Below are 19755 nucleotides of genomic sequence, written 5' to 3'. Positions count from 1 at the left end.
AGAATCCGGAAACGGCCGAACAGCCTTCCGCAAAGGACGGCGCGCRCAAGCCGCGCAGCGCCGCGCTGATGGCATCAACGGCGAAGAAAAAAACGCGCCGCACGCGCTCACCTCGCGCGACCGAACCTCTGCCCGCCGAGATCGCCGCGTGGTTCGAAAAGCGCGGCTGGAAACCGCGTCCTCACCAGCTCGCACTTCTCGATGCCGCGCGCGAGCGCCGCTCGACGCTGCTGATCGCGCCGACTGGCGCCGGTAAAACGCTCGCAGGCTTTCTTCCGAGCCTGATCTCGATCCACAACGGCGAAAGGAAGAAAATAGGCGCGGGATTATTCACGCTCTACATTTCGCCGCTCAAAGCACTCGCGGCCGACGTTGAACGGAACCTGACGCACCCGATCGAGGAAATGGGCCTCAAGGTCCGCACCGAAACGCGCACCGGCGACACGTCCCTCGCACGCCGGCAGCGCCAGCGCGTGAAGCCGCCGCAGATTATGCTGACCACGCCGGAGCAGGTCGCCCTGCTCCTCAGTCACCCCGATGCGCCCTACCTGTTCGCCGATCTCGATACGATCATCCTCGATGAACTGCACGCGCTTGCAGCCTCGAAACGCGGCGATCTCCTCGCGCTCGATCTGGCCCGCCTGCGCAAGATCGCGCCGAACGTCATGACGATCGGATTATCGGCGACGGTCGCGCGCCCGAGCGAACTTCGCGGCTACCTCGTTGCGCAAACGGAGCCCGAGGAGGTGACGCGTCTGTCCGATATCGTCACCGTCAAAGGCGGCGCGAAGCCGGTCATCGAAATTCTCGAAGCCGAAAACGAAATTCCCTGGACCGGTCACACCGCCCGCTACGCGATGCGCGAAGTCTACGAAGCAATCGGCGCGCATAAGCTGTCGCTCGTTTTCGTCAATACGCGCATGCAGGCCGAATTCGCATTCCAGGAACTCTGGCGCATCAATGACGACAACCTGCCGATCGGCTTGCACCACGGATCGCTCGAAGCCGCTCAGCGCAAGAAGGTCGAAGCCGCAATGGCCGAAGGCCGTCTGCGCGCCGTCGTCGCCACATCGACGCTTGATCTCGGCATCGACTGGGGCGATGTCGATCTCGTCATCCATCTCGGCGCGCCGAAGGGTGCAAGCCGGCTATTACAGCGGATTGGCCGCTCGAACCATCGGCTCGACGAGCCTTCGCAGGCGATTTTGGTCCCGGGTAATCGGTTCGAAGTTCTCGAATGCCGGGCTGCCCAGCAGGCGGCGGAAGCCGGAGATCAGGACGCTACGCTATCGCGCGTCGGCGCGCTCGACGTCTTAGCGCAGCACGTACTCGGCATGGCGTGCCAGGCGCCGTTCAATCCCGATACGCTCTTCGACGAAGTGCGCTCGGCTCTTCCCTACGCGGGCCTGACGCGAAACCAGTTCGATCGCACAGTCGACTTCGTCTCGACAGGCGGCTACGCGCTGAAGTCCTACGAACGCTTTGCCAAACTGAGACCGGCGGACGACGGCAAGCTCCGCGTCGCCAACCCGCGCATCGTGCAACAGTACCGCTTGAATATCGGCACGATCGTCGATGCCCCTCACCTCAAAGTGCGCCTCGTCTCAGGCCGCGGTGGCAAGAAAAATATCGCCCGCATCGGCGGCCGCGTCCTCGGCGAGGTCGAGGAATATTTCGCCGAGCAGCTGACACCCGGCGACACGTTCGTCTTTGCCGGTCAGGTCCTTCGCTTCGAAGGCATTAGAGACACCGAAGTTTTCGTCTCGCGCGCGGCAGCCGAAGATCCGATGGTGCCGAGCTACGACGGCGGCAAATTCCCACTATCGACGCATCTGGCGAAACGCGTACGCGACATGCTCTCCGACCCGAGCGTCTGGTCGGGCCTGCCGAACCCCGTTGCGAATTGGCTGGAGTTGCAGACCGAACGCTCCGTCATCCCCGCGCCTGACGAAGTGCTGATCGAAACATTCCCGCGCGGCAATCGGCACTTCCTCGTCGCCTATCCGTTCGAGGGGCGTCTCGCGCACCAGACGCTCGGCATGCTGCTCACGCGACGCCTCGACCGCATCGGGGCAAGGCCCGTCGGCTTCGTCGCCAACGACTACGCGTTGGCTGTTTGGGCGCACGACGACATTTCCAGCCTCATCTCCAACGGCCGCCTTTCGCTCGAAGAACTCTTCGACGAAGACATGCTGGGCGACGATCTCGACGCCTGGCTCGCCGAAAGCGCGCTCATGAAGCGCACGTTCCGCCTATCCGCTGTCATCGCGGGATTGATCGAACGGAGACATCCGGGCAAAGTCAAATCCGGCCGTCAGGTGACGATCTCGACCGATCTCATCTATGACGTGCTCCGGCGGCACGATCCCGGACACTTGCTGCTGGAGTCCGCCTGGGCCGACGCTGCCACGGGGCTGCTCGATATCAAGCGGCTCGGCGCTTTTCTGGCTCGCATCAAGCACCGAATCAGACATCAAACTCTTGATCATGTATCTCCGCTCGCTGTGCCGGTGTTGCTGGAGATCGGAATTGAGCTGGTTTACGGCCAAGACCGTGACGCAATTTTGCGCGATGCCGCTGACGAGTTGATCCGCGAAGCAACGGGGGATGTGCGGACATGAACATGCTGAAGCCGGAGCGCATCGGGCTCGACGATTTCGCCGACCAACCTGTGCTCGTTTGCGGCAAAACTTTCGTCGCGCACAAATCAGGCGCACTCTACTGGCCGGCCGAGAAAGCGTTGATCGTTTCCGATCTCCATCTCGAAAAGGGATCGTCCTATGCCGTGCGCGGCCAAATGCTGCCGCCCTACGACACACGCGAAACGCTCCACAAGCTCGCGATCCTGATCGACAGGTACGACCCTGAAACGGTCATCTGCCTCGGCGACAGCCTCCACGATCCGGCCGGCGCCGCGCGCATGGACGCGGCCGACGTCGAAAGCCTTCGCATACTTCAGGAAAATCGCGACTGGATCTGGATCACCGGCAATCACGATCCGAGAATCGATCGCATGCTCGCAGGATATGTGTTGCCCGAGATCGTCGTCGGCGGCATTGCGTTGCGCCACGAGCCGCACGCCGGAGCCTCAACGCACGAGATCGCGGGACACTTCCATCCCGCAGCCCGCCTCGTATTCCACGGAACGTCGTTGCGCCGTCCCTGCTTCGTCGGCAACCGCCTCCGCCTCGTCATGCCCGCATTCGGCGCTTTCACCGGAGGCCTGAACATTCTCGACGTCGCGTTCGAACCGCTGTTCGATGCGGATGGCCTCGACGTCTGGATGCTCGGCCACGAGGGCCTCTATCCCGTCGCTCCGCGCCTGCTGCGCGAGGATTGAACCTACGCGGGCTTGCGGAATGCGTAGGCGGCCGTCAGTCCAGCTGCTGCCGCGAGCAGAACCGTCACAAGGCCATAGGCGAGCGGCTGCGAGATCGCGAAATTATGGATGAACCGCTCGATGCCTTCACGCTGCAGCATGACGCGGCTCTGGTACTGGCCGAGCAGCTTTCCCTCCTTGAAGAGGTAGACGCGCGCGGTCAGCGGGCCGACGGGCACATTCGGCGGCAGCGAAATCGTTGCACGAAAGAGGCTGCGGCCGATGAAGGTCACGCCGAAGTCCCGTCTGACGTAAACGCCTTGCGCCTCCTTCAGGCGGATCAGGGCATCCTTGAACGACCGCACGGTGGCGGCATCCACGTCGGCATCCCGCGCATGAGCCATGTGCACGTGGTCGAAGCCGATCTGGTTCGCATCTAAAAGGGCCTTGTCAGTGATCTCATCGATCGGCCGCGTCGAAGCGATCGCGTAGTAGCTCGGGACCGATGCGAACATCAGGGACGAGGTGTTGATCCAGATACCGGCCACACGCGATTTTTCTCGCACCACCACCGTGGAGGGCATACCCTCGACGACGATGATGATGTCGTAGGTTCCAGCCTCGGGACTTGGCTGCACGCTGTTCTCGACCGTGCCGAAAACCAGAATTTCCGTGCCCGTGAAACTCGACGTGATCGCGACCTGTCGCGTTGATGCGTCCGCTTCCACACCCTCCTTCGGCCTGTCGGAAGCAGCAGCGCTGCCGGCAATCGCGAACATCAAGACTATCGCTGCGCAAAGGCGCTGAAGCATCCGGGTGCACATCATGGCGCCCCCGGCACGAGCGCGAGCGAATATAAGTCGCTGGGCCGCACAGCGAGATCAAAAGCCATGCGAGCCGCAACAAGCAGGATCAGCGCACCGAGCAGAACGCGCAGATGCTCGCCACGAAGTTTCTCACCCGCCATCGTGCCGAATTGCGCACCTAGGACACCGCCCGCGATGAGGATCGCGGCAAGGACGATATCGACCGACTTGTTTTCAACCGCGTGCAGCACCGTCGCCGTCGCGGAAACGAACACGATTTGAAAAAGCGATGTGCCGATGACGAGTCCCGTCGGCACGCGCAAGAGATAAATCAGCGCCGGGATCATGACGAAGCCGCCGCCGATGCCCATCATTGCCGAGATGAAGCCGACGAACATGCCGATGACGATGGGCGGCACCGCACTGGTATAGAGCTTCGATCGCGGAAACCGCATCTTGAACGGCAACCGCTCGATCCAGCCGTGCTGACCGGGCTTACGCAGCGACGAGCCACCCGGCGCGCGCGGCTTTCGCGAAGCGTTTATGCCCTCGATCAGAATAATCGTTCCGACCGTGCCGAGGAAAATCACGTACGTCAGCGAAACCGTTAGCTCGAAGAGACCTCTCGCCGTCAGTATCTTTACGAAATTGACGCCGAGATAAGTTCCGACGAGGCCGCCCGCCAGCATGACGAGCCCGAGCTTCACATCGACATTGCCGCGCCGATGTTGCGTCATGGCGCCGGAAACGGATGACGCGACGACGTGAGACGTGCTGGTCGCGATCGCAACGCCCGGCGGTATGCCGAGAAACGTCAGCAGCGGCGCCAGCAGAAATCCACCGCCGACACCAAACAACCCCGAGAGAAAACCCACAGTCGCGCCGAGTGCCAGAAAGGTGATGACGGAAACCGACATCTCGGCAATCGGCAGATAAAGGGTCATCCGGCGGTCCTGGGCGGCGAGCGGCGCAGAAAGGGAAGGCGTCTCAGAAAGATTGCGCTAAGGGACACCAATCGGCGAGGCACGGCAAGCACCGGCGCCATTATGGCGTGTCACAACCCGTCACAGAATGATCGTCGATCTCTTCCACCGGTTGCAGCCTTTCCCGGCGCCCTAGCCGCTCAGAAAGAAAAGCCGCTAGCCGTTCATGCCGTTTTTCGGGTTGTTCTTCCAGATTTCGCCAGCCGTCCGGGCATCGTTGATGTCGCGACTCGACGGAGAAGGCTTCCACGCTGTGATCATCTTGTCGGCGACCTTCACCTCGTCTGCAGTCAATTTGCCGCGAAGGATGTCACGCCGCCGTACCGCATCGGCGTCACCGCCGCGAGCAGCGATCGAAAGCCACATGAACGCCCGCTTCATGTCCCGCGTCACGCCGAGACCGTTTTCGTAGAGGACCGCAAGATTGAACTGGCTGTCCGCCAGACCACGCTGTGCAGCCGCCTCGAACCACTGCGCGGCCGTCATATAGTCGGGAGACTGGTCGTTCTGATTGGCGCTGAGCACCGCAAGATTGTGCATCGCCTTGATGTTGCCCTGCGCCGCGGCGCGCTGATACCAGACCGCAGCCTGCGCCGCGTCTGGCTTCAGTCCGAGACCGCGCTCATAGAGCGTACCGAGCCGGTACTGCGACTGCGCGAAGCCCTGGTCCGCCGACCGCTGATACCATTTCGCGGCATCCTGGAAGCTCTGCGTCGTGCCCTTTCCTTCCGCGAGACGAGCGCCGACTTCGAATTGCGCCGAAGGATCGCCGTTTGCCGCCGCGAGACGCAGTGACAGCGGACCGACCGTCGCGGGCGGCATGTCGAGCGGCGATGATTTCGACGCACTCGTCTGCGATGCACTGGACTTCGACGGAACTTCCGTAACCGACCCTGTGGTGAGGTCGGCCTTCGCGCCTTCTGTCTCAGCTTCGCTCGGCACCATCGAGGCGGGAACAGCGGATCTGTCGCCCGACCGGGCAGCCGCGTCTCCCAGCTGACCGGACATCTCAGCCATCGCTTGATGACGCCTCGCCTGTTCGAGTCCGGCCGCCGTTACAGGCTGATCGAGATCGACGGCCACGCCAAGCATCGGCAAAGCCGTGGTGCGTCGGGGCGCAGCATCGGACGCCGTATTTTCGCGCCGGCCGTCGCCCGGCATGAGATCGCCGCGCGGTCCGTTCCCGCCGAGCGATGGGTCGGCCGCCTTGTCCTCATGGCCTGCGGGAGACGAAGATCCGGGCACCGATTTGGCTGCATCCGTCGACCCGCCCGTGTCGGCGCCGTTTGCCTGCGGAGACGTTCCGGGCTCGACCTGTTGCACGCTCGAAGGCTCGCTCACGTGGCCTTTGCCGAAACCGAATGTGTACCAAAGGCTCCCCAGCGCAACGAGAGCAACGGCCGCAATCAACATGAGCCGTGGCGATGGCGCCGATGGACCCGATGTCCTTTTTGACGGCACGGCGGCCGGGCGAATGGGCCGGCTTCCGGCAGGCGGCGCCGCCATCGGCCCCTCGGAGGCCGAAGACGAGATCGAGACGGACGCCGCTGGCCCACCGGCGATTTCGGCTTGCTCGGCCGCAAGGCGCATCTTGGCGCGCCGGGCATCGGCGACGAAATCCTGACGGCTCTTCTCACCCTTGCGAGCGGCCTCTTCAGACGCTCCAGAAGCCTCGCGCGGCCCCGCCAGAACGGAAGCGACCGAAGGTCTCGCCGAAATTTCCGCGAAGACCGCACCCAGCGCTTCGTCGATGTCGTCATCGTCGACCTCGACCAGCTCCGGACGGCGCTGAGTTTCGCCGCTGAACGCTCCGCCGCGATACTGGCGGCTGTCGGGTGCCGGCAAAGTTGCGGCGTGCTGAACGAATTCAATTGAATCAACACGATCCAAAAGACGGATCATGGCTTGCTGCATTGTATCGAGAAGGGCTGCGGTCTGCTCTTCTCCCTGACGATTTTGCGACATCATCCGCTCGATCAGCGGACGCAGCTCATCGGCCGCCGAATGCCGGTCGTCGCCACGAAGATCGGCGAAACGTTGAGCCGTCTGCTCGGCCGCCGCCCGTGCGATCGCATCGAGATCAGGAGCACGCTGAACCGGCACCGCGCCGGTGACTGCGTCGACCGGCAGACCCTGGACATCGGCAAGCGTGTGCGAAATGCTCGCAAGCTGCGCCTCGATGATGTTGAGCCGTTCCAGCTGATCCTGCGTCTGCACGAGATGATTGACCACCTCGGCGACATGCGACTCGATCAAGTGAACGGCCGCGAGATCGTCGTGCGTCGCGACGCCGGCGAACAGCTTCGCGAACTGCCGCTCGAACTGATCGAACCGTTGACTGATCTCCGAAATGCCGTTGTCGGGCCGCATCGCTGCGAGCGACTGCTCGATCCCCTGAGCGATCTCGGCGAACTTGCCCTCGAGCCACGCCTCGTCGATGCCCTGCTGGCTCCCTGCGCGCGCAACGGAACCGCTGGAGTAATGCCCCTTCGGCGCGAAATTCACGTCACCAGTCTCGTAGAGGCCGGCCAAGGCGTCGGCTGCCGCGCGATCCCAGGGATCGGTCGCATCGCCGGGCACGGAGTCGATGACGTCGAACGTATCGACGCCCGGCGCGCGCTTCGAAAAGTCGTCATCGCGATCTCGCGCATCGCTATGCGCCGAGCGCAGCGCCATCGGCATTCCCGATCCGTAAGGGTCATTGTACCGCGACGGACCCGAGGGCTGCCGCTTGTCATTTGCCGTCGTCTTTACATCCGCCGGATCCGACAACCGCTGTGCGAGTTCCGCCATCGCGGCTTCGATGCGTACGAACGCCGGCGCAAATTCTTCAGGAACCCGAGGACGGAGCGCATCCGCTTCACGACCCATTCCGTCAATGCGTTCTTGCATTTCGGCGAGTGCTGCCGTGTGGCGCCTGTCCGCGTCGACGAGCTGAGCGGCAATCACATCGAGCATCGCCTTGAGCTCGACGCGGCTGTCGTCGCTGCTCGCGTCCTGGTCTTGCGAGTAGCCAGCACTCAATTCCGAATTCGACATTTTCCCCTCGAGGCAACGCGATGCTGACGGTCCGGGAGAACGCAATGTCAGCGGGATAGGGACATCGCAGGCGTCCTTACCGCGCAGGGCAAATTGCGAACGTGAGGACGCGGCACAAATCAGGCTCGAAGTAACAATCGAAGCATGCCAGTAAACGCGGGGTTAAGGGCCGTGCTAAAAATGATAAAAATATTCAATTACAATGTCTTATTTGGCCTGCCCGCGATCGTGTGAATGACTCCAGTCGAACAAATTTCGCCGCGACCGGGCAATGATTCGGCAACTGCGAGCACAATCACTGCCTTGTGGTGCCGATACACCGCACCATTTGCGGGTCTTAGTGCCTATGCGGAGGACCCGAAAATGACCCTAAGGACAACGCGAGCGGCAACCCTCGCGCTACTGATTTTGCCGGCGCTGGCAAGCTTTGCAGCCGCTGGACCAGTAATGGACGAAGACGCGGACGCGAGTTCGAAATCCAACGAAGGACGCTATTCGATGTCGCCCGTCGATGGAGGCGTCATGCGCCTCGACAAGGAAACCGGCCTCGTCGCGATATGTGCTCGGATCGGCAATGAAATAGCATGCAGGGGCATCGAAGATAAAACCGATGTACCTAAGGCCGACGAACTCGCGGCGCTCAAAGAGGAGAACAGGCAGTTGAAGCGCCGCATCAAAGCGATGATGGCGGCGATCGATACCAACGAAAACATGATGATGTCGCCGAACGGCTACGGCATGCATCCCGGTATGCATGAATTTGGCCCGCAAGCCGGGCCGCCCGTCAGCAAATTTGAAATGCCGAGCGAAGAGGATGTTGATCACGCGCTCGACTACATGACGCGCATCTACAAAAAGATCCGTGATCACGCCAACGATCTCGATAGATCCTCGCCTCCAGCCAAAACAGCAAACGCCCCGGCAGCGACGCCGCCGATTGGCCCCGGGTCRCCGCCGCCTTCGTCTGCGCCCGCTCCCGCGCCTACCCCGAAGGCTACGCCCTGAGTTAATCGTTGAGTTGATCGCTCGGCTGCGCGCGACTGTTGCAATGCTTTACAAAGACGACGCCGGGCTGGCCGACGCGAACTTCCGCGTTGCGCGTACGAGTTCATGGACGATGCCGGGCTCAGTCATCGCGTGCCCGGCGTCGGCAACGACACGTAAATCGGAAGCGGGCCAGGCCTTGTTGAGAAGCACGGCATTCTTCACGGGCGTCACGACATCGTAGCGCCCGTGCACGATGACACCCGGAATGTGCTTCAGGCGTCCGGCTTCGAGCAGCAATTCGCCGTCGCGGCGGAAAAACCCGGCATTGACGAAATAATGGCTCTCGATGCGGGCGAATGCGAGGGCGTAATGATCCGCGCCGAAACGCGCGACACGCTCGGGCTCCGGAATGAGCGAAAGCGTCGTGCCTTCCCAGATGCTCCAGGCGCGGGCCGCCGCGTACCGCAAGCTGAGATCGTCGGACGTCAAACGGCGATGATAGGCTGCAATCATATCGCAGCGCTCGTCGGGCGGTATGGGCCGCTGAAATTCCGCAAATGCCTCAGGGTAGATCCAGCTGCAGCCGTCCTGGTAGAACCAGCGCAGCTCGGCCTGCGTGAGCAGGAAGATGCCGCGCAGGATCATCGAGCTCACGCGTTCCGGATGAGCCTCCGCATAAGCGAGCGCCAGCGTCGATCCCCACGACCCGCCGAAAAGCTGCCAGTGCCCGATACCGAGCTCTGTTCGAATACGTTCGATATCCGCGACCAGATCCGGCGTCGTATTGTTATCGAGCGAAGCATTCGGCGTCGAACGCCCGCAGCCGCGCTGATCGAAGAGCACGATCCGGTATCGCTCGGGATCGTGAAATCGGCGCATGGTCGGGTTGCAGCCGCCGCCGGGGCCGCCATGCAGGATCACGACGGGCTGCCCGTCGGGATTACCGCATTCTTCGACGTAAAGCGTGTGCCCCGCGCCGACGGGAAGCCGATACTCGCGATAGGGCGCGAGAGGCGGATAGAGGTCCAATCGGTCACGAACAGTCATAACGAAGGCCCTTGAGCTTGGGAAAAGCTCGAACCATCCTACCCGATGGTGCCCGCTGATGTGCATGGGGAATTATGTGCGGGCATGCTTCCTGAGCTGCAACCGCTGCATCTCGCGATCGTAAATGATCTCCCCACCCGGAACGCGCATATCCCGGACAATCGACAGCGCGTGGCGGCTGGCCTCGGGTCGCATCAAGCTCGTCATCAGCGCAAGACCGAGCGAAACGGGAAGACCGAGGATGCCGGCGATTGGGCTTGGCGTCGACAGCGTGCCCATCTCGCTCATCAGAATGGCCAATGATGCCGCGACGAAACCCGATATAACGCCGGCGATCGCTCCCCCGACCGTCAGCCGCTTCCACCAGATCGACAACAGCATCGCCGGAAAGAGGCTCGCCCCCGTGATGGAGAGCGCCCACAGCACGAGCCGCAACGGATCGGTCGGGGCGGCAATAGAGAGCGCAGCGCCACAACCGGCAACGACGGCGATGAAGGCGCGCACGACCCATACGCGGTTTTGCGCCGACGGCGGCTCCCAGGACATGCCTTGCACAACGTCTTCGCCAAGCACCGCGGCGAGAGAAACAGTCGTGGCGCTAGCCGTGACGAGCGCCGCCGCGAGCGCGCCGGCAAGCAGAAAGTAAACGAAAGTTGCAGGCAGTCCGACCGCAACCGGAAGCGCGAAGAGCACGCTGTCGCGATCGAACTTCAAGCCCTCGAAGCCGAGATGTGTGGCCGCCTGATCGAAGGCGACGAAATGGTTGGCAGCTGCTTGAAACAGCCACTGCGGCAATGGCCCGAGCCGTTCCGCCCGCACCGCGTCGAGCGTGAAATCGCGCATGAAGACGGCGACCGACGAAATCGTCAGAAGTGCCAATCCCGAAAAGACAGTCGCCCAGCCGAGAGACTTCCGCGCTTCATAAACTCCCGGAGCCGCGGCCACGCGCGGCAATAGCCAGGGCGCCGTGCTGATGCCGGTCGCGATGGCGAACGTTCCGATGATGAAGGCCAGGGGACCGATCGCGCCGAATGGTTGCGTGTAAGGCTTCGTCAGCGACGAGAAGCCGTCGGGCGGCAATTGAAAGGCCAACGGCCAGACATTCACCAGCTGCAAGCCTTCGTTCACCTCGTTTCGCACCAATCCGCGCACCATCGGCCCGTTCGCGAGCTGCGGGATGGGCAGGCTCGTCACGATGACGCTGACCGTCGTCACGACTGCAAGCAGCGCCAGAAAAAGCGCGATCGATTGCGCGACTCCGGACCAGGTGGACGACCGAGTGCCGCCGGCCATGGTCGAGATTGCAATGGTCAGCGCGAGAAGGCAGATGAGCCCGTTCTCGCTGCCGCCGACCAGCCTTTGAGCGACGCTGCCGCCCATTTGAAGTTCGGCAGAAAGAACCAGAAGCATGGGAACCGCTGCGACGGCAGCCGTCACGACCCTGAGCACCCGGCTTTCGAACCGCCGCCCGAGGTAGCTCGGAACGGTGAACGCGCCGAACTTCCGGTAGAAGGGCGCGAGCGCGATCGCCATGATGACGAAGCCGGTGAGCGTGCCGATCAGCAGCACGAGAGCATCGAACCCGGTAAAGAAGAACATTCCGGTACCGGCAACGATCAAAGTCCCGCCCAGCGCCGAAGCGCCGAGCAGCAGCCCCGTATAGGCTGCCGGCACCCGCCGCCCCGCCGCGAAAAAGCAGAGCGTCTCGTTCGTCGAAACGGAGAGACCCATCGCACCGTAGATGAGAACGGGTCCGGCGAGGACCGCCAATCTTAGAAGATGATCATCGAGACGAAGCTGCTCGAAAATCAAAACGAGCAGGAACAGCGCCGTGTAGAGCGCCGCGAAAATGCTGAAATACGTACCGAGCCGAGGATTGACCACCCTCGCGCGGGGAGCGCCGAACGCCATATTCCGCCTCACATGTCTTCATGGGCGCCATGCCAGTGATCGATGGCATTTTGGCGATTGACGTAACTCGCGACCGTAATGAGGGCGACCACGAAGAATCCGTGAGCCGCAAGGAAGTACCCCAACGGAAAACCGAGAAACCTGCTCGCGTTCAACTGCTCGGCATAAAGTGGCAAAATGATAACGAGGGCGATGAACGGGATGATGCTCGCCAGAACCTGCCATTTGGTGTGCCGCCAATAGGGCTTGCGTTCCTTGCGTTCGATCATTCGGCCGGATCTCCCCCTACCGCTCGGCGGACCCCCAAAACTTGTCCTGAGCTTCCGCCATTATGCCCGGCCGGCACAGTCTTTGTCCAACGATCCGATAGGCAAATCGCCCCGGCGCGTCGTTGTCGTGCCTCGTTGTCGTACCAGGCGCAATCCCTTAAGTTCGATACGAGTCGTTGCAGCTCCGCACCACCTTCGGCTGCCGCCATGCATGTGTTCGCCTCGTCATGACGACAGCCCGGATCGTGGATTATGATTGCGGAAAATCCGTCCCGAAATATCAGCTGAGAAGGACATCGCAATGGGCATAGTGAATGATTTCAAAGAATTCGCGATGCGAGGCAACGTCATCGACCTCGCCGTCGGCGTCATCATTGGCGCCGCGTTTGCGCCGATCGTTTCGACGCTCGTCGACAATATCGTCATGCCGCCGATCGGCTATGTATTGGCGGGCGTCGACTTTTCGAACCTTTCCGTCGCGATCCCAACGCCGACCGAACCCGTTCTGATCAGATACGGCATATTCCTGAACGCCGTTATCAAATTCCTCATCACGGCATTCGCAATCTTCATTCTCATCAAGTTCATCAACATGCTCCAGAAGCCGAAGCCTGCGGCTCCTCCAGGCCCCACGCCGACCGAGATCTATCTCAAGGAAATTCGCGATCTTCTTGAAAAGAGAACGACCTAATCCGCCCACGCATTCGGGTTCAGCGAGCGCAATGCAAATGCGCCTCGCTGATCTCTCGCCCGCGGCGTCGACCAGCTATTGCTTGATGTTGTATTGCACTTGTTGGCTGACCCAGCCGCTCACACTCAGGCTGACCGCCGGAGTTTTGCCCTGATCTCCGGCCGCGCGCGTCGCTTCCAAGTCTTTGATCCGCGAATCGAGATCACTGGAAGCCGGATCGACGACGGTGCCTCCGGCCGCAGCTCGTTTGATATCGTGATCGATATTCGCCGCTAGGCCAGGGTTTGAAGCGCTTACCGAGCCGAGATCCTCGGCGTATGCGACGGCGCCGAGCGAGCACGCGGCAACAACAGCGGCGATGCAGAAAGTTGCGGTGACCGTCTTCATCATGCCCCCCGATGAAAGTCCTGAATGATTATCACGCTTCTTAAACGAAGGCGCCAATAAATTCCGCCGGGCTGATCGGCAGGGAGCCTAGACCCGGCTTAGGCTCAAACGCGGTGCAATCGCACCCTCGCTTGCAGGACGTCTCACGCATTGCGGGTTCAATCCCCCATGGCGTACGGCGCGCTGACCGGGATCGAATTAACCGTTACACGCTCGGCGATGTCTGCTCGATTGCTTGCTTCGCGATCTGTGACATAACGTTTGGCCATGATGAGCATATTTCGACGTACTAAACCTCGTACGCACCGCGCGCTTTCCCATATTGCATTCCAGCTTTCGATAATTCTGGCACTCGCCGGGGCATCCCTCGAGGCGACGGCGCAACCCATTCCTCCCGCCATCGATCTCACTCCGCACGCGGGGGGAACGGCGATTCCAGATCAATACAAGCTCAATATGCTTATTCGAACGACGCTCATCGCGCTGAGTCAGGCGAACCAGACGGGCAACTATTCCGTTTTGCGCGATCTCGGAACGCCGCAATTCCAATCGATCAATTCAGATGCGCGTCTCGCCGAAATCTTCTCCGCTCTGCGCCAACGCAATCTCGATTTGTCGCCGATCCTGTTCTTCGATCCCACCATGATACGCCCACCTGCGCTGCAGGATGACGGCATCCTGAGAACGACGGGATTTCTCGATACCAAACCTGAGCGCGTACTATTCGATATGGGATTTCAGCCGATTGACGGCCAGTGGCGCCTGACGGCCATCGTGGTCGAAATCAAGCCACCTGCGCCGCCGCCGGCGCAACCGGCCAAGGATGCCGGCGCGAAAACACCCAAAAAAGCGAAGCAGAATTCTTCGAAGCCTTAATTCGCAACGCAACAAGGCTCGTTAATTCGCGATATGGCATTCGCTATATTCGCAACGTCAAAAAGCAAATTTCGGCACTCGGCGATTCGAGTGATTTATTTGCAACGACGCAACCGATTAACGGAACTTTCCTGCGATATTGTTTTGACCGCTGACTGAAGTCTCATACGTTCACTGTACGTCATTCTACTTTTAAAATGCATATCGTCAGCTCACTGCAGGAAACCTGACGAAAGTGTCTGCTGCCTGCAGCAAGATGCGCGTGCTGAGGAACTTTTAGTCGGGAGTCCGGGGGGATTCCACATACGTCGAATTAGTTAACTTCGCGACGGGTGCGGGGTCGGGCGGTTTATTGCCCGAAGCCGCAACCGCCGATGGATTGTGTGTTGCGTTTGTGGAGTTGTGTCATGTGGACGGCGAGCAGTAATCGCAGTGCATCGACGACCAGGGTGCACTATTTCGGCCGCGGCAGACGTGTGATCTCGTCGGTCGGCGCTGCGGCGCTTGGCATCGCCACAACCATGCCGGCCTTTGCGGCCGGACCGAATACGAGCGCACCGGCAGGCACACCGGCGACACCAGCCGCAGTGAGCACCAGCACACCTCAGCTCTCCACCGTCGGGGCAGGTGGCTGTGCGTGGCAATATACCAAGGCCATCAACAGTCTTGGCCAGCAAGCCCTCACCGCCAACTACGTCGGCCTTGGGTCATCCGCCGCCGGTCTCGCTGCTTCGGGCATCGGGCTCGCAGCACAGCAGGCAGCGGCCGACGCAGCCGCCATAGAGTTCGGCATAATGGGGGGCGGTCTCACCGAGGCGGCCGCGGCGATGCTTCTCGACGTTCCACTCGTTGGTACCGGAGTCGGGGCGTCCCCCGGTCTCGGGTTCGCCGCCGGATCGGCTTTCGCCCTCGCCGGGTCCTCGACGGCAGATGCCATCGGATTGGCCGCCGATATAGCCGGCGTTGCCTTGGACGCGACGGGAGTCGCATCGCAGATTGCAGGTGCTGTTTTCGCGCAGGATCAAGCCAATCTCAACGCCTATGTCTCGGAAAACCTGCCGCTCTGCGACACGACCTTCACAGGCACAGTGACCGTGACGGATGGGGGCGTAAACGTTACCGGGGATTCCATATTCAACGGCGACGTTGGCATTGATGGCGGCTTGAGCGTCAGTGGTGATGTCAACGCCAATCAGGTTCATGCTGCGCAGGGAATTTCAGCTCACGACGGTGCGATCTGGCTCGGTGACCCGGACGGCGTCCACTACTCCGACGGCATCACGCTTGGCGGCGGCGCGCTTTCGGGTGCAGGCACCGGCGGGGCGCTGGCGACGACAGGAGACAAAGACGCTATCGCGATCGGCAACGGGGCCAACGCCAGCAATGCCAACGACACGGCGCTCGGCACCGCGGCCAACGCTAGCGGAGGCGGCGCCACCGCGATCGGCGCGGGCTCGGATGCCTCGGGAAGCAAGTCGGTTGCAGTCGGTGACTCGACCGCGTCCGGCGCAAGCTCAGTCGCAATCGGAGATGGATCGACGGCGGCCGGCATCAACGGGATCGCCATCGGCAAAGGGAACAATTCGGGCACTGGCGCCAACAACACCGTCGTCGGCAGCGGCATCACCATTACCGACGGCAGCTTCAATACCGTCCTCGGCGATCCGATCACGGTCGACGGAGACGGCAACGGCGTCCTCGGAAATAACGACACCGTCGTCGGCAACAACAATTCGGTGATCGGCAACGATAATACTGTCAAAGGCCCCGGGGCTGCTGACGGCAACAACAACAAAGTTCTCGGCAATGCAAACGCGGTAACCGGCACCAACAACTTCGTCGGCGGCAATAACAATACGGCGACCGGCGTCCGCAACGTAGCGATCGGCGAAGGAAGCACATCTACCGGCAACGACGCGGTGGCCATCGGAACCGACGCAACCGCGACAGGCGACAGCAATATCGCAATCGGCTTGTCGTCCGTCGCCAGCGGCGTCCTCTCCACCGCCACCGGTGCCCACGCAAGTTCTGACGACAGCTTGGGTTCGACGGCCGTGGGAGCCTACTCGAGCGCCGATGACAGCGCGTTCTCAACGGCCATGGGCGCCGGCTCGAATGCCGATTTCTCATTCGGATCGACGGCCGCGGGTGCCTTCTCGAATGTTTCCGGAACGATTGGCGGTACCGCAAACGGCGTTGGCGCGACTGTCGCCGCCGGTACGTCGGGCGGCACCGCTACAGGCGCAGGCGCGTTTGCGGGTGCCACCAACGCTTCCGCCTATGGCACGGGCTCCAACGCAACAGGCCTGAGCTCTATCGCAATCGGCAACTCCGATGCGACAGCAACGAACGCCGTCGCGACCGGCAACGGCGCGCAGGCGACGGCTGTAAACGCTTCCGCCTACGGTCCGGGCTCCAGCGCGACGGGCCTGAGCTCTATCGCAATCGGCAACTCCGCCGCGACAGGAACCAACGCAGTTGCGATGGGAACTGGGGCGCAGGCGACGGGCGAAAATGCGATAGCTATCGGCACTGGCGCCAGTGCAACGCCCGCTGGTTCAGCCGCCTGGGGCAATAACTCTGTTGCGCTGCTTTCCGACCAGCAAATGTTCGGTAACGCATCAAACACGTACACGACGCCCGGTATCACGTCGGACTTGAGCATGCAGCGGCAACATGGGTTGCTGCAGCTCCCAACGACGGATGCGAGCGGCAACCTTGCTTCCGATCACGGAGCGACATTCAGGACGATATCCAGGCTGCAAGCCGGTGTTGCTATCGCTCTCGCCGCTGAAGCGCCGCCCCTGACATCGGCGCAAAACTTTGGCTTTCGCATCGGCTGGGGCAACTTCGACGGCTCCGCCAACGGCGCCGCCGCCAGCGCGATCGGCGTGCTCTGCCGGGGATGCTTCCAGTCCGGAGACCGGGTTACATTGGACGGCTCCGTCGGCTCCGGTTGGTCGAGCTACATGAGTTATGGTTCCGGCAATGTGTTCGGCGGGCGAGCAGGCCTTTCGTGGGCCTGGTGACGAGCCCGCGGGAACTATCGGCCACCGCCATCATTTGCACGCCCTGGAAAATCGTGTAGTAACAGGGCAAGAGTCCAGCAAACACGGGCTTTGCGGGCGTAGTTCAATGGTAGAACGGCAGCTTCCCAAGCTGCATACGAGGGTTCGATTCCCTTCGCCCGCTCCACGGATTTAAATGGCTGAGCTCAATCCATGCTGCCATTCCGACTTCACCCACTACCGTCCATTCCGGCTTTTGAGCTGTTTTAGTTCGCGTCGCCCCATCTCCGACGTTTTGCGTGCTGCACTCAATCAGTGCGCTTCACGTAGGGGCATGCAGTCAAGTGTTGTATCCCCCTGCATCAGTCAAAACACGGCAGCTTTTGCCAAGCCGTCTGAAGTGTTTTCGAACGCACTTCCTGGGAAAGGTCAGCCGGTCCAAATCTTCTGGCGCAATTTCGATCTTCAGTTTTTATCTGACTGGTCGCTTGACGGTCGGAAATTCCAACTCCGCAACTATGATCGCCACGGAGCTCCGGTGATTAGTATGAATTTTATTTTCAAATTCTAATGTCCTATTTAATGACTTTCGGGCTCGGATTGATGATCGGTACGGCTGATCGGGCTGAAACAAAGCAGCGACAGTCAAAGATCAACAAAGGAGCCGGAGCCATGGGCAAAGGACCGACGTCTGCATTAAGAAACGTCAAACCTTCGCAGCGCGAAGCGACCCCGGGCTCGGGTGCTTCCGTGCTTCATGATCCCACGCTCAACAAGAGCACGGCATTCACGGACGAAGAGCGCGCCGCGCTTGGGATTGAAGGTCTGCTACCTGTCGCGGTCGAGGATATTAATGGGCAGGTTGCACGCGCGCTGCGCCATCTGGAAGGCAAAACAACAGACCTTGAGCGATACATCTATCTCATCGGCCTCAATGATCGCAATGAGACGCTCTTCTACAAGGTCGTGATGTCGGATCCCGTCCGCTTCATCCCGATTTTGTACGATCCGACAGTTGCTGAAGCCTGCACAAAGTTCGACGAGATCTTCCGCCGGGCCCGCGGGATGTATGTTTCTCTGCATCACAAGGGGCGCATCCGAGAGGTGCTCCGGAACTGGGCGGTAAAGGATGTGCGCTTCATTTGCGTTTCTACAGGCGGGCGCATCCTCGGCCTTGGCGACATTGGGGCCAACGGCATGGGCATACCGATCGGCAAGCTTCAGCTCTACACCGCCTGCGCGTGCGTGCCGCCGCAGTCCCTGCTGCCAATTCTCCTCGACATCGGAACGACCAATACCGCGCTGCGCGCCGATCCGCTTTATCTAGGATTGCGCCAGCTCCCGCCATCGGATGCCGAACTCGATGAGTTCGCCGATGAATTCGTTGACGCGGTACAGGGAGGTCTTCCCGGGCTGCTGCATCCACTTCGAGGACTGGAAGGGAACGGATGCAATCCGCATGCTCGCGAGATATCGCGACAAGGTGCTTTGCTTCAACGATGATATTCAGGGCACCGCAAGCGTAGTTCTGGCTGGCCTCGAGACTGCCCTGCAGATTCTCAACGGCAAAATCTCAGATCAGCGCATTCTATTCCTCGGCGCCGGCTCAGCCGGCATCGGCATTGCCAACCTGATCGTCTCGGCGATGGTCCAGGAAGGACTTTCCATCGAGGAAGCACGCAAGCGGATCTCACTGTTCGACATCCATGGACTTATCGAACCCGGCCGCAACGATCTCTCTCCGTCGCAGCAGGTCTATGCTCATCCGGCTAAACCGTCGACAGATCTCGTCGAGACTATCGAGACCTTCAAGCCTACAGCGCTGATCGGCGTCAGCACGTCGGGCGGCGCGTTCAATCAGCCGGTTGTGGGAGCCATGAGCCGCCTCAACACGAGGCCGATTATCTTCGCGCTTTCGAATCCGACCGAGAAGGCGGAATGCACGGCGGAGGAAGCCTACCGGTGGTCGAATGGCTGCGCGCTATATGCGGCCGGCGTCCAGTTCCCCGACGTGAACATCGACGGCAAGACCTTCCATCCCGGTCAGGCCAACAACTTCTACATCTTCCCCGCCGTCGGTTTGGCTGCCTACGCCGCCCGCCCGACCCGCATCAACGACCAGGTCTTCATCGTCGCTGCGCGAGCATTGGCTGACCAAGTCACGCCGGCGCAACAGGCGCTCGGCAGGCTCTATCCCGCGCAGTCCGACATTCAGTCCGTCGAGGTCGGCACTGCCGTGAAGGTTGCCGAGTACATGTTCGATAGCGGGCTCGCCACAGCGCCACGACCCAAGGACATCCCGAGTTGGATCGAAGCCCAGCTCTATAGGCCCTACTACTGATCCTGCCCCCGTGGCTCGGGCTCCTCCCCCCGGGCCGCACACCCCCCGGGGGCACTGATTTTGTCTTCTGCGGGCTCGGTTACGCCTAGCC

15 protein-coding genes and 1 tRNA gene are annotated in these 19755 nt (G+C 61.3%); 9 read left to right on the top strand and 7 right to left on the bottom strand.

Annotation, left to right across the window (positions count from 1 at the left end; genetic code table 11):
- Window positions 1-68 precede the first annotated feature (68 nt).
- Window positions 69-2621: a ligase-associated DNA damage response DEXH box helicase gene (locus AC1DK3_RS11965; RefSeq protein ID WP_477192915.1), complete on the top strand. Its 2553-nt coding sequence runs from the start codon at window positions 69-71 to the stop codon at window positions 2619-2621.
- Complete coding sequence (pdeM, locus tag AC1DK3_RS11960) at window positions 2618-3340, top strand: ligase-associated DNA damage response endonuclease PdeM (protein WP_477192413.1); 723 nt, start codon at window positions 2618-2620, stop codon at window positions 3338-3340. The genes AC1DK3_RS11965 and pdeM overlap by 4 nt, the downstream gene beginning before the upstream one ends.
- Window positions 3341-3342: 2 nt before the next feature.
- On the opposite strand, the gene AC1DK3_RS11955 is transcribed toward pdeM, so the two are convergent.
- The 3 genes from AC1DK3_RS11955 to AC1DK3_RS11945 all read right to left on the bottom strand — a co-directional run bounded on the left by AC1DK3_RS11955 (window position 3343) and on the right by AC1DK3_RS11945 (window position 8147).
- The gene (locus AC1DK3_RS11955; protein WP_477192412.1) at window positions 3343-4098 is read right to left on the bottom strand and encodes a TIGR02186 family protein; all 756 of its coding nucleotides are present in this window, start codon (window positions 4096-4098) and stop codon (window positions 3343-3345) included.
- A gap of 44 nt (window positions 4099-4142) precedes the next feature.
- Entirely contained in the window at window positions 4143-5069 is a 927-nt protein-coding gene (locus AC1DK3_RS11950) for a sulfite exporter TauE/SafE family protein (protein WP_477192411.1), read from the bottom strand.
- 195 nt (window positions 5070-5264) lie between these two features.
- The gene (locus AC1DK3_RS11945) at window positions 5265-8147 is read right to left on the bottom strand and encodes a tetratricopeptide repeat protein (protein WP_477192410.1); all 2883 of its coding nucleotides are present in this window, start codon (window positions 8145-8147) and stop codon (window positions 5265-5267) included.
- A 363-nt stretch (window positions 8148-8510) separates the two neighbouring features.
- Here AC1DK3_RS11945 and AC1DK3_RS11940 point away from each other — a divergent pair, with 363 nt between their 5' ends.
- Window positions 8511-9152: a hypothetical protein gene (locus AC1DK3_RS11940; protein ID WP_477192409.1), complete on the top strand. Its 642-nt coding sequence runs from the start codon at window positions 8511-8513 to the stop codon at window positions 9150-9152.
- A 48-nt stretch (window positions 9153-9200) separates the two neighbouring features.
- Here AC1DK3_RS11940 and pip read toward each other — a convergent pair whose 3' ends face one another.
- The 3 genes from pip to AC1DK3_RS11925 form a co-directional block, all read right to left on the bottom strand.
- Window positions 9201-10181, bottom strand: a complete 981-nt coding sequence (gene pip, locus AC1DK3_RS11935) for a prolyl aminopeptidase (RefSeq protein ID WP_477192408.1) — start codon at window positions 10179-10181, stop codon at window positions 9201-9203.
- Window positions 10182-10253: 72 nt separating this feature from the next.
- Window positions 10254-12092 carry a solute symporter family protein gene (locus tag AC1DK3_RS11930; protein WP_477192407.1) on the bottom strand — a complete coding sequence of 613 codons (1839 nt, stop codon included), beginning with the start codon at window positions 12090-12092 and terminating at the stop codon, window positions 10254-10256.
- Between the two features lie 8 nt (window positions 12093-12100).
- Window positions 12101-12361, bottom strand: a complete 261-nt coding sequence (locus AC1DK3_RS11925) for a DUF4212 domain-containing protein (protein ID WP_290991841.1) — start codon at window positions 12359-12361, stop codon at window positions 12101-12103.
- A gap of 307 nt (window positions 12362-12668) precedes the next feature.
- Between AC1DK3_RS11925 and mscL the strand changes: the two genes are divergently transcribed.
- Window positions 12669-13052 carry a large-conductance mechanosensitive channel protein MscL gene (mscL, locus tag AC1DK3_RS11920; protein WP_477192914.1) on the top strand — a complete coding sequence of 128 codons (384 nt, stop codon included), beginning with the start codon at window positions 12669-12671 and terminating at the stop codon, window positions 13050-13052.
- 75 nt (window positions 13053-13127) lie between these two features.
- Here the strand turns inward: mscL and AC1DK3_RS11915 are convergent, their stop codons facing one another.
- The gene (locus tag AC1DK3_RS11915; RefSeq protein WP_477192406.1) at window positions 13128-13439 is read right to left on the bottom strand and encodes a hypothetical protein; all 312 of its coding nucleotides are present in this window, start codon (window positions 13437-13439) and stop codon (window positions 13128-13130) included.
- A 267-nt stretch (window positions 13440-13706) separates the two neighbouring features.
- On the opposite strand from AC1DK3_RS11915, the gene AC1DK3_RS11910 reads away from it, so the two are divergent.
- The 5 genes from AC1DK3_RS11910 (at window position 13707) to maeA (ending at window position 19664) form a co-directional block, all read left to right on the top strand.
- Entirely contained in the window at window positions 13707-14315 is a 609-nt protein-coding gene (locus AC1DK3_RS11910; protein ID WP_477192405.1) for a hypothetical protein, read from the top strand.
- 407 nt (window positions 14316-14722) lie between these two features.
- Complete coding sequence (locus AC1DK3_RS11905) at window positions 14723-17344, top strand: YadA family autotransporter adhesin (RefSeq protein ID WP_477192404.1); 2622 nt, start codon at window positions 14723-14725, stop codon at window positions 17342-17344.
- Between the two features lie 92 nt (window positions 17345-17436).
- Window positions 17437-17510: transfer RNA gene (locus AC1DK3_RS11900), tRNA-Gly, on the top strand.
- A 485-nt stretch (window positions 17511-17995) separates the two neighbouring features.
- Window positions 17996-18826 carry an NAD-dependent malic enzyme gene (locus AC1DK3_RS11895; protein ID WP_477192403.1) on the top strand — a complete coding sequence of 277 codons (831 nt, stop codon included), beginning with the start codon at window positions 17996-17998 and terminating at the stop codon, window positions 18824-18826.
- Complete coding sequence (gene maeA / locus AC1DK3_RS11890) at window positions 18708-19664, top strand: oxaloacetate-decarboxylating malate dehydrogenase (protein ID WP_477192913.1); 957 nt, start codon at window positions 18708-18710, stop codon at window positions 19662-19664. Before AC1DK3_RS11895 ends, maeA begins: the two co-directional genes overlap by 119 nt.
- Window positions 19665-19755: the final 91 nt, after the last annotated feature.

The sequence above is a fragment of the Hyphomicrobium sp. 01T421 genome (genome assembly GCF_056398805.1).
This window is presented reverse-complemented; position numbering and strand designations above follow the sequence as displayed.

Excerpts from the sequence above, each read along its gene's own strand:
- AC1DK3_RS11950 (WP_477192411.1), bottom strand. The coding sequence starts at position 5,069 with ATGACCCTTTATCTGCCGATTGCCGAGATGTCGGTTTCCGTCATCACC.
- pdeM (WP_477192413.1), top strand. The coding sequence starts at position 2,618 with ATGAACATGCTGAAGCCGGAGCGCATCGGGCTCGACGATTTCGCCGAC.
- pip (WP_477192408.1), bottom strand. The coding sequence starts at position 10,181 with ATGACTGTTCGTGACCGATTGGACCTCTATCCGCCTCTCGCGCCCTAT.
- AC1DK3_RS11965 (WP_477192915.1), top strand. The coding sequence starts at position 69 with ATGGCATCAACGGCGAAGAAAAAAACGCGCCGCACGCGCTCACCTCGC.
- AC1DK3_RS11905 (WP_477192404.1), top strand. The coding sequence starts at position 14,723 with ATGTGGACGGCGAGCAGTAATCGCAGTGCATCGACGACCAGGGTGCAC.
- AC1DK3_RS11915 (WP_477192406.1), bottom strand. The coding sequence starts at position 13,439 with ATGAAGACGGTCACCGCAACTTTCTGCATCGCCGCTGTTGTTGCCGCG.
- AC1DK3_RS11945 (WP_477192410.1), bottom strand. The coding sequence starts at position 8,147 with ATGTCGAATTCGGAATTGAGTGCTGGCTACTCGCAAGACCAGGACGCG.
- AC1DK3_RS11910 (WP_477192405.1), top strand. The coding sequence starts at position 13,707 with ATGATGAGCATATTTCGACGTACTAAACCTCGTACGCACCGCGCGCTT.
- AC1DK3_RS11955 (WP_477192412.1), bottom strand. The coding sequence starts at position 4,098 with ATGTTCGCGATTGCCGGCAGCGCTGCTGCTTCCGACAGGCCGAAGGAG.
- AC1DK3_RS11895 (WP_477192403.1), top strand. The coding sequence starts at position 17,996 with ATGGGCAAAGGACCGACGTCTGCATTAAGAAACGTCAAACCTTCGCAG.
- AC1DK3_RS11930 (WP_477192407.1), bottom strand. The coding sequence starts at position 12,092 with ATGGCGTTCGGCGCTCCCCGCGCGAGGGTGGTCAATCCTCGGCTCGGT.
- AC1DK3_RS11925 (WP_290991841.1), bottom strand. The coding sequence starts at position 12,361 with ATGATCGAACGCAAGGAACGCAAGCCCTATTGGCGGCACACCAAATGG.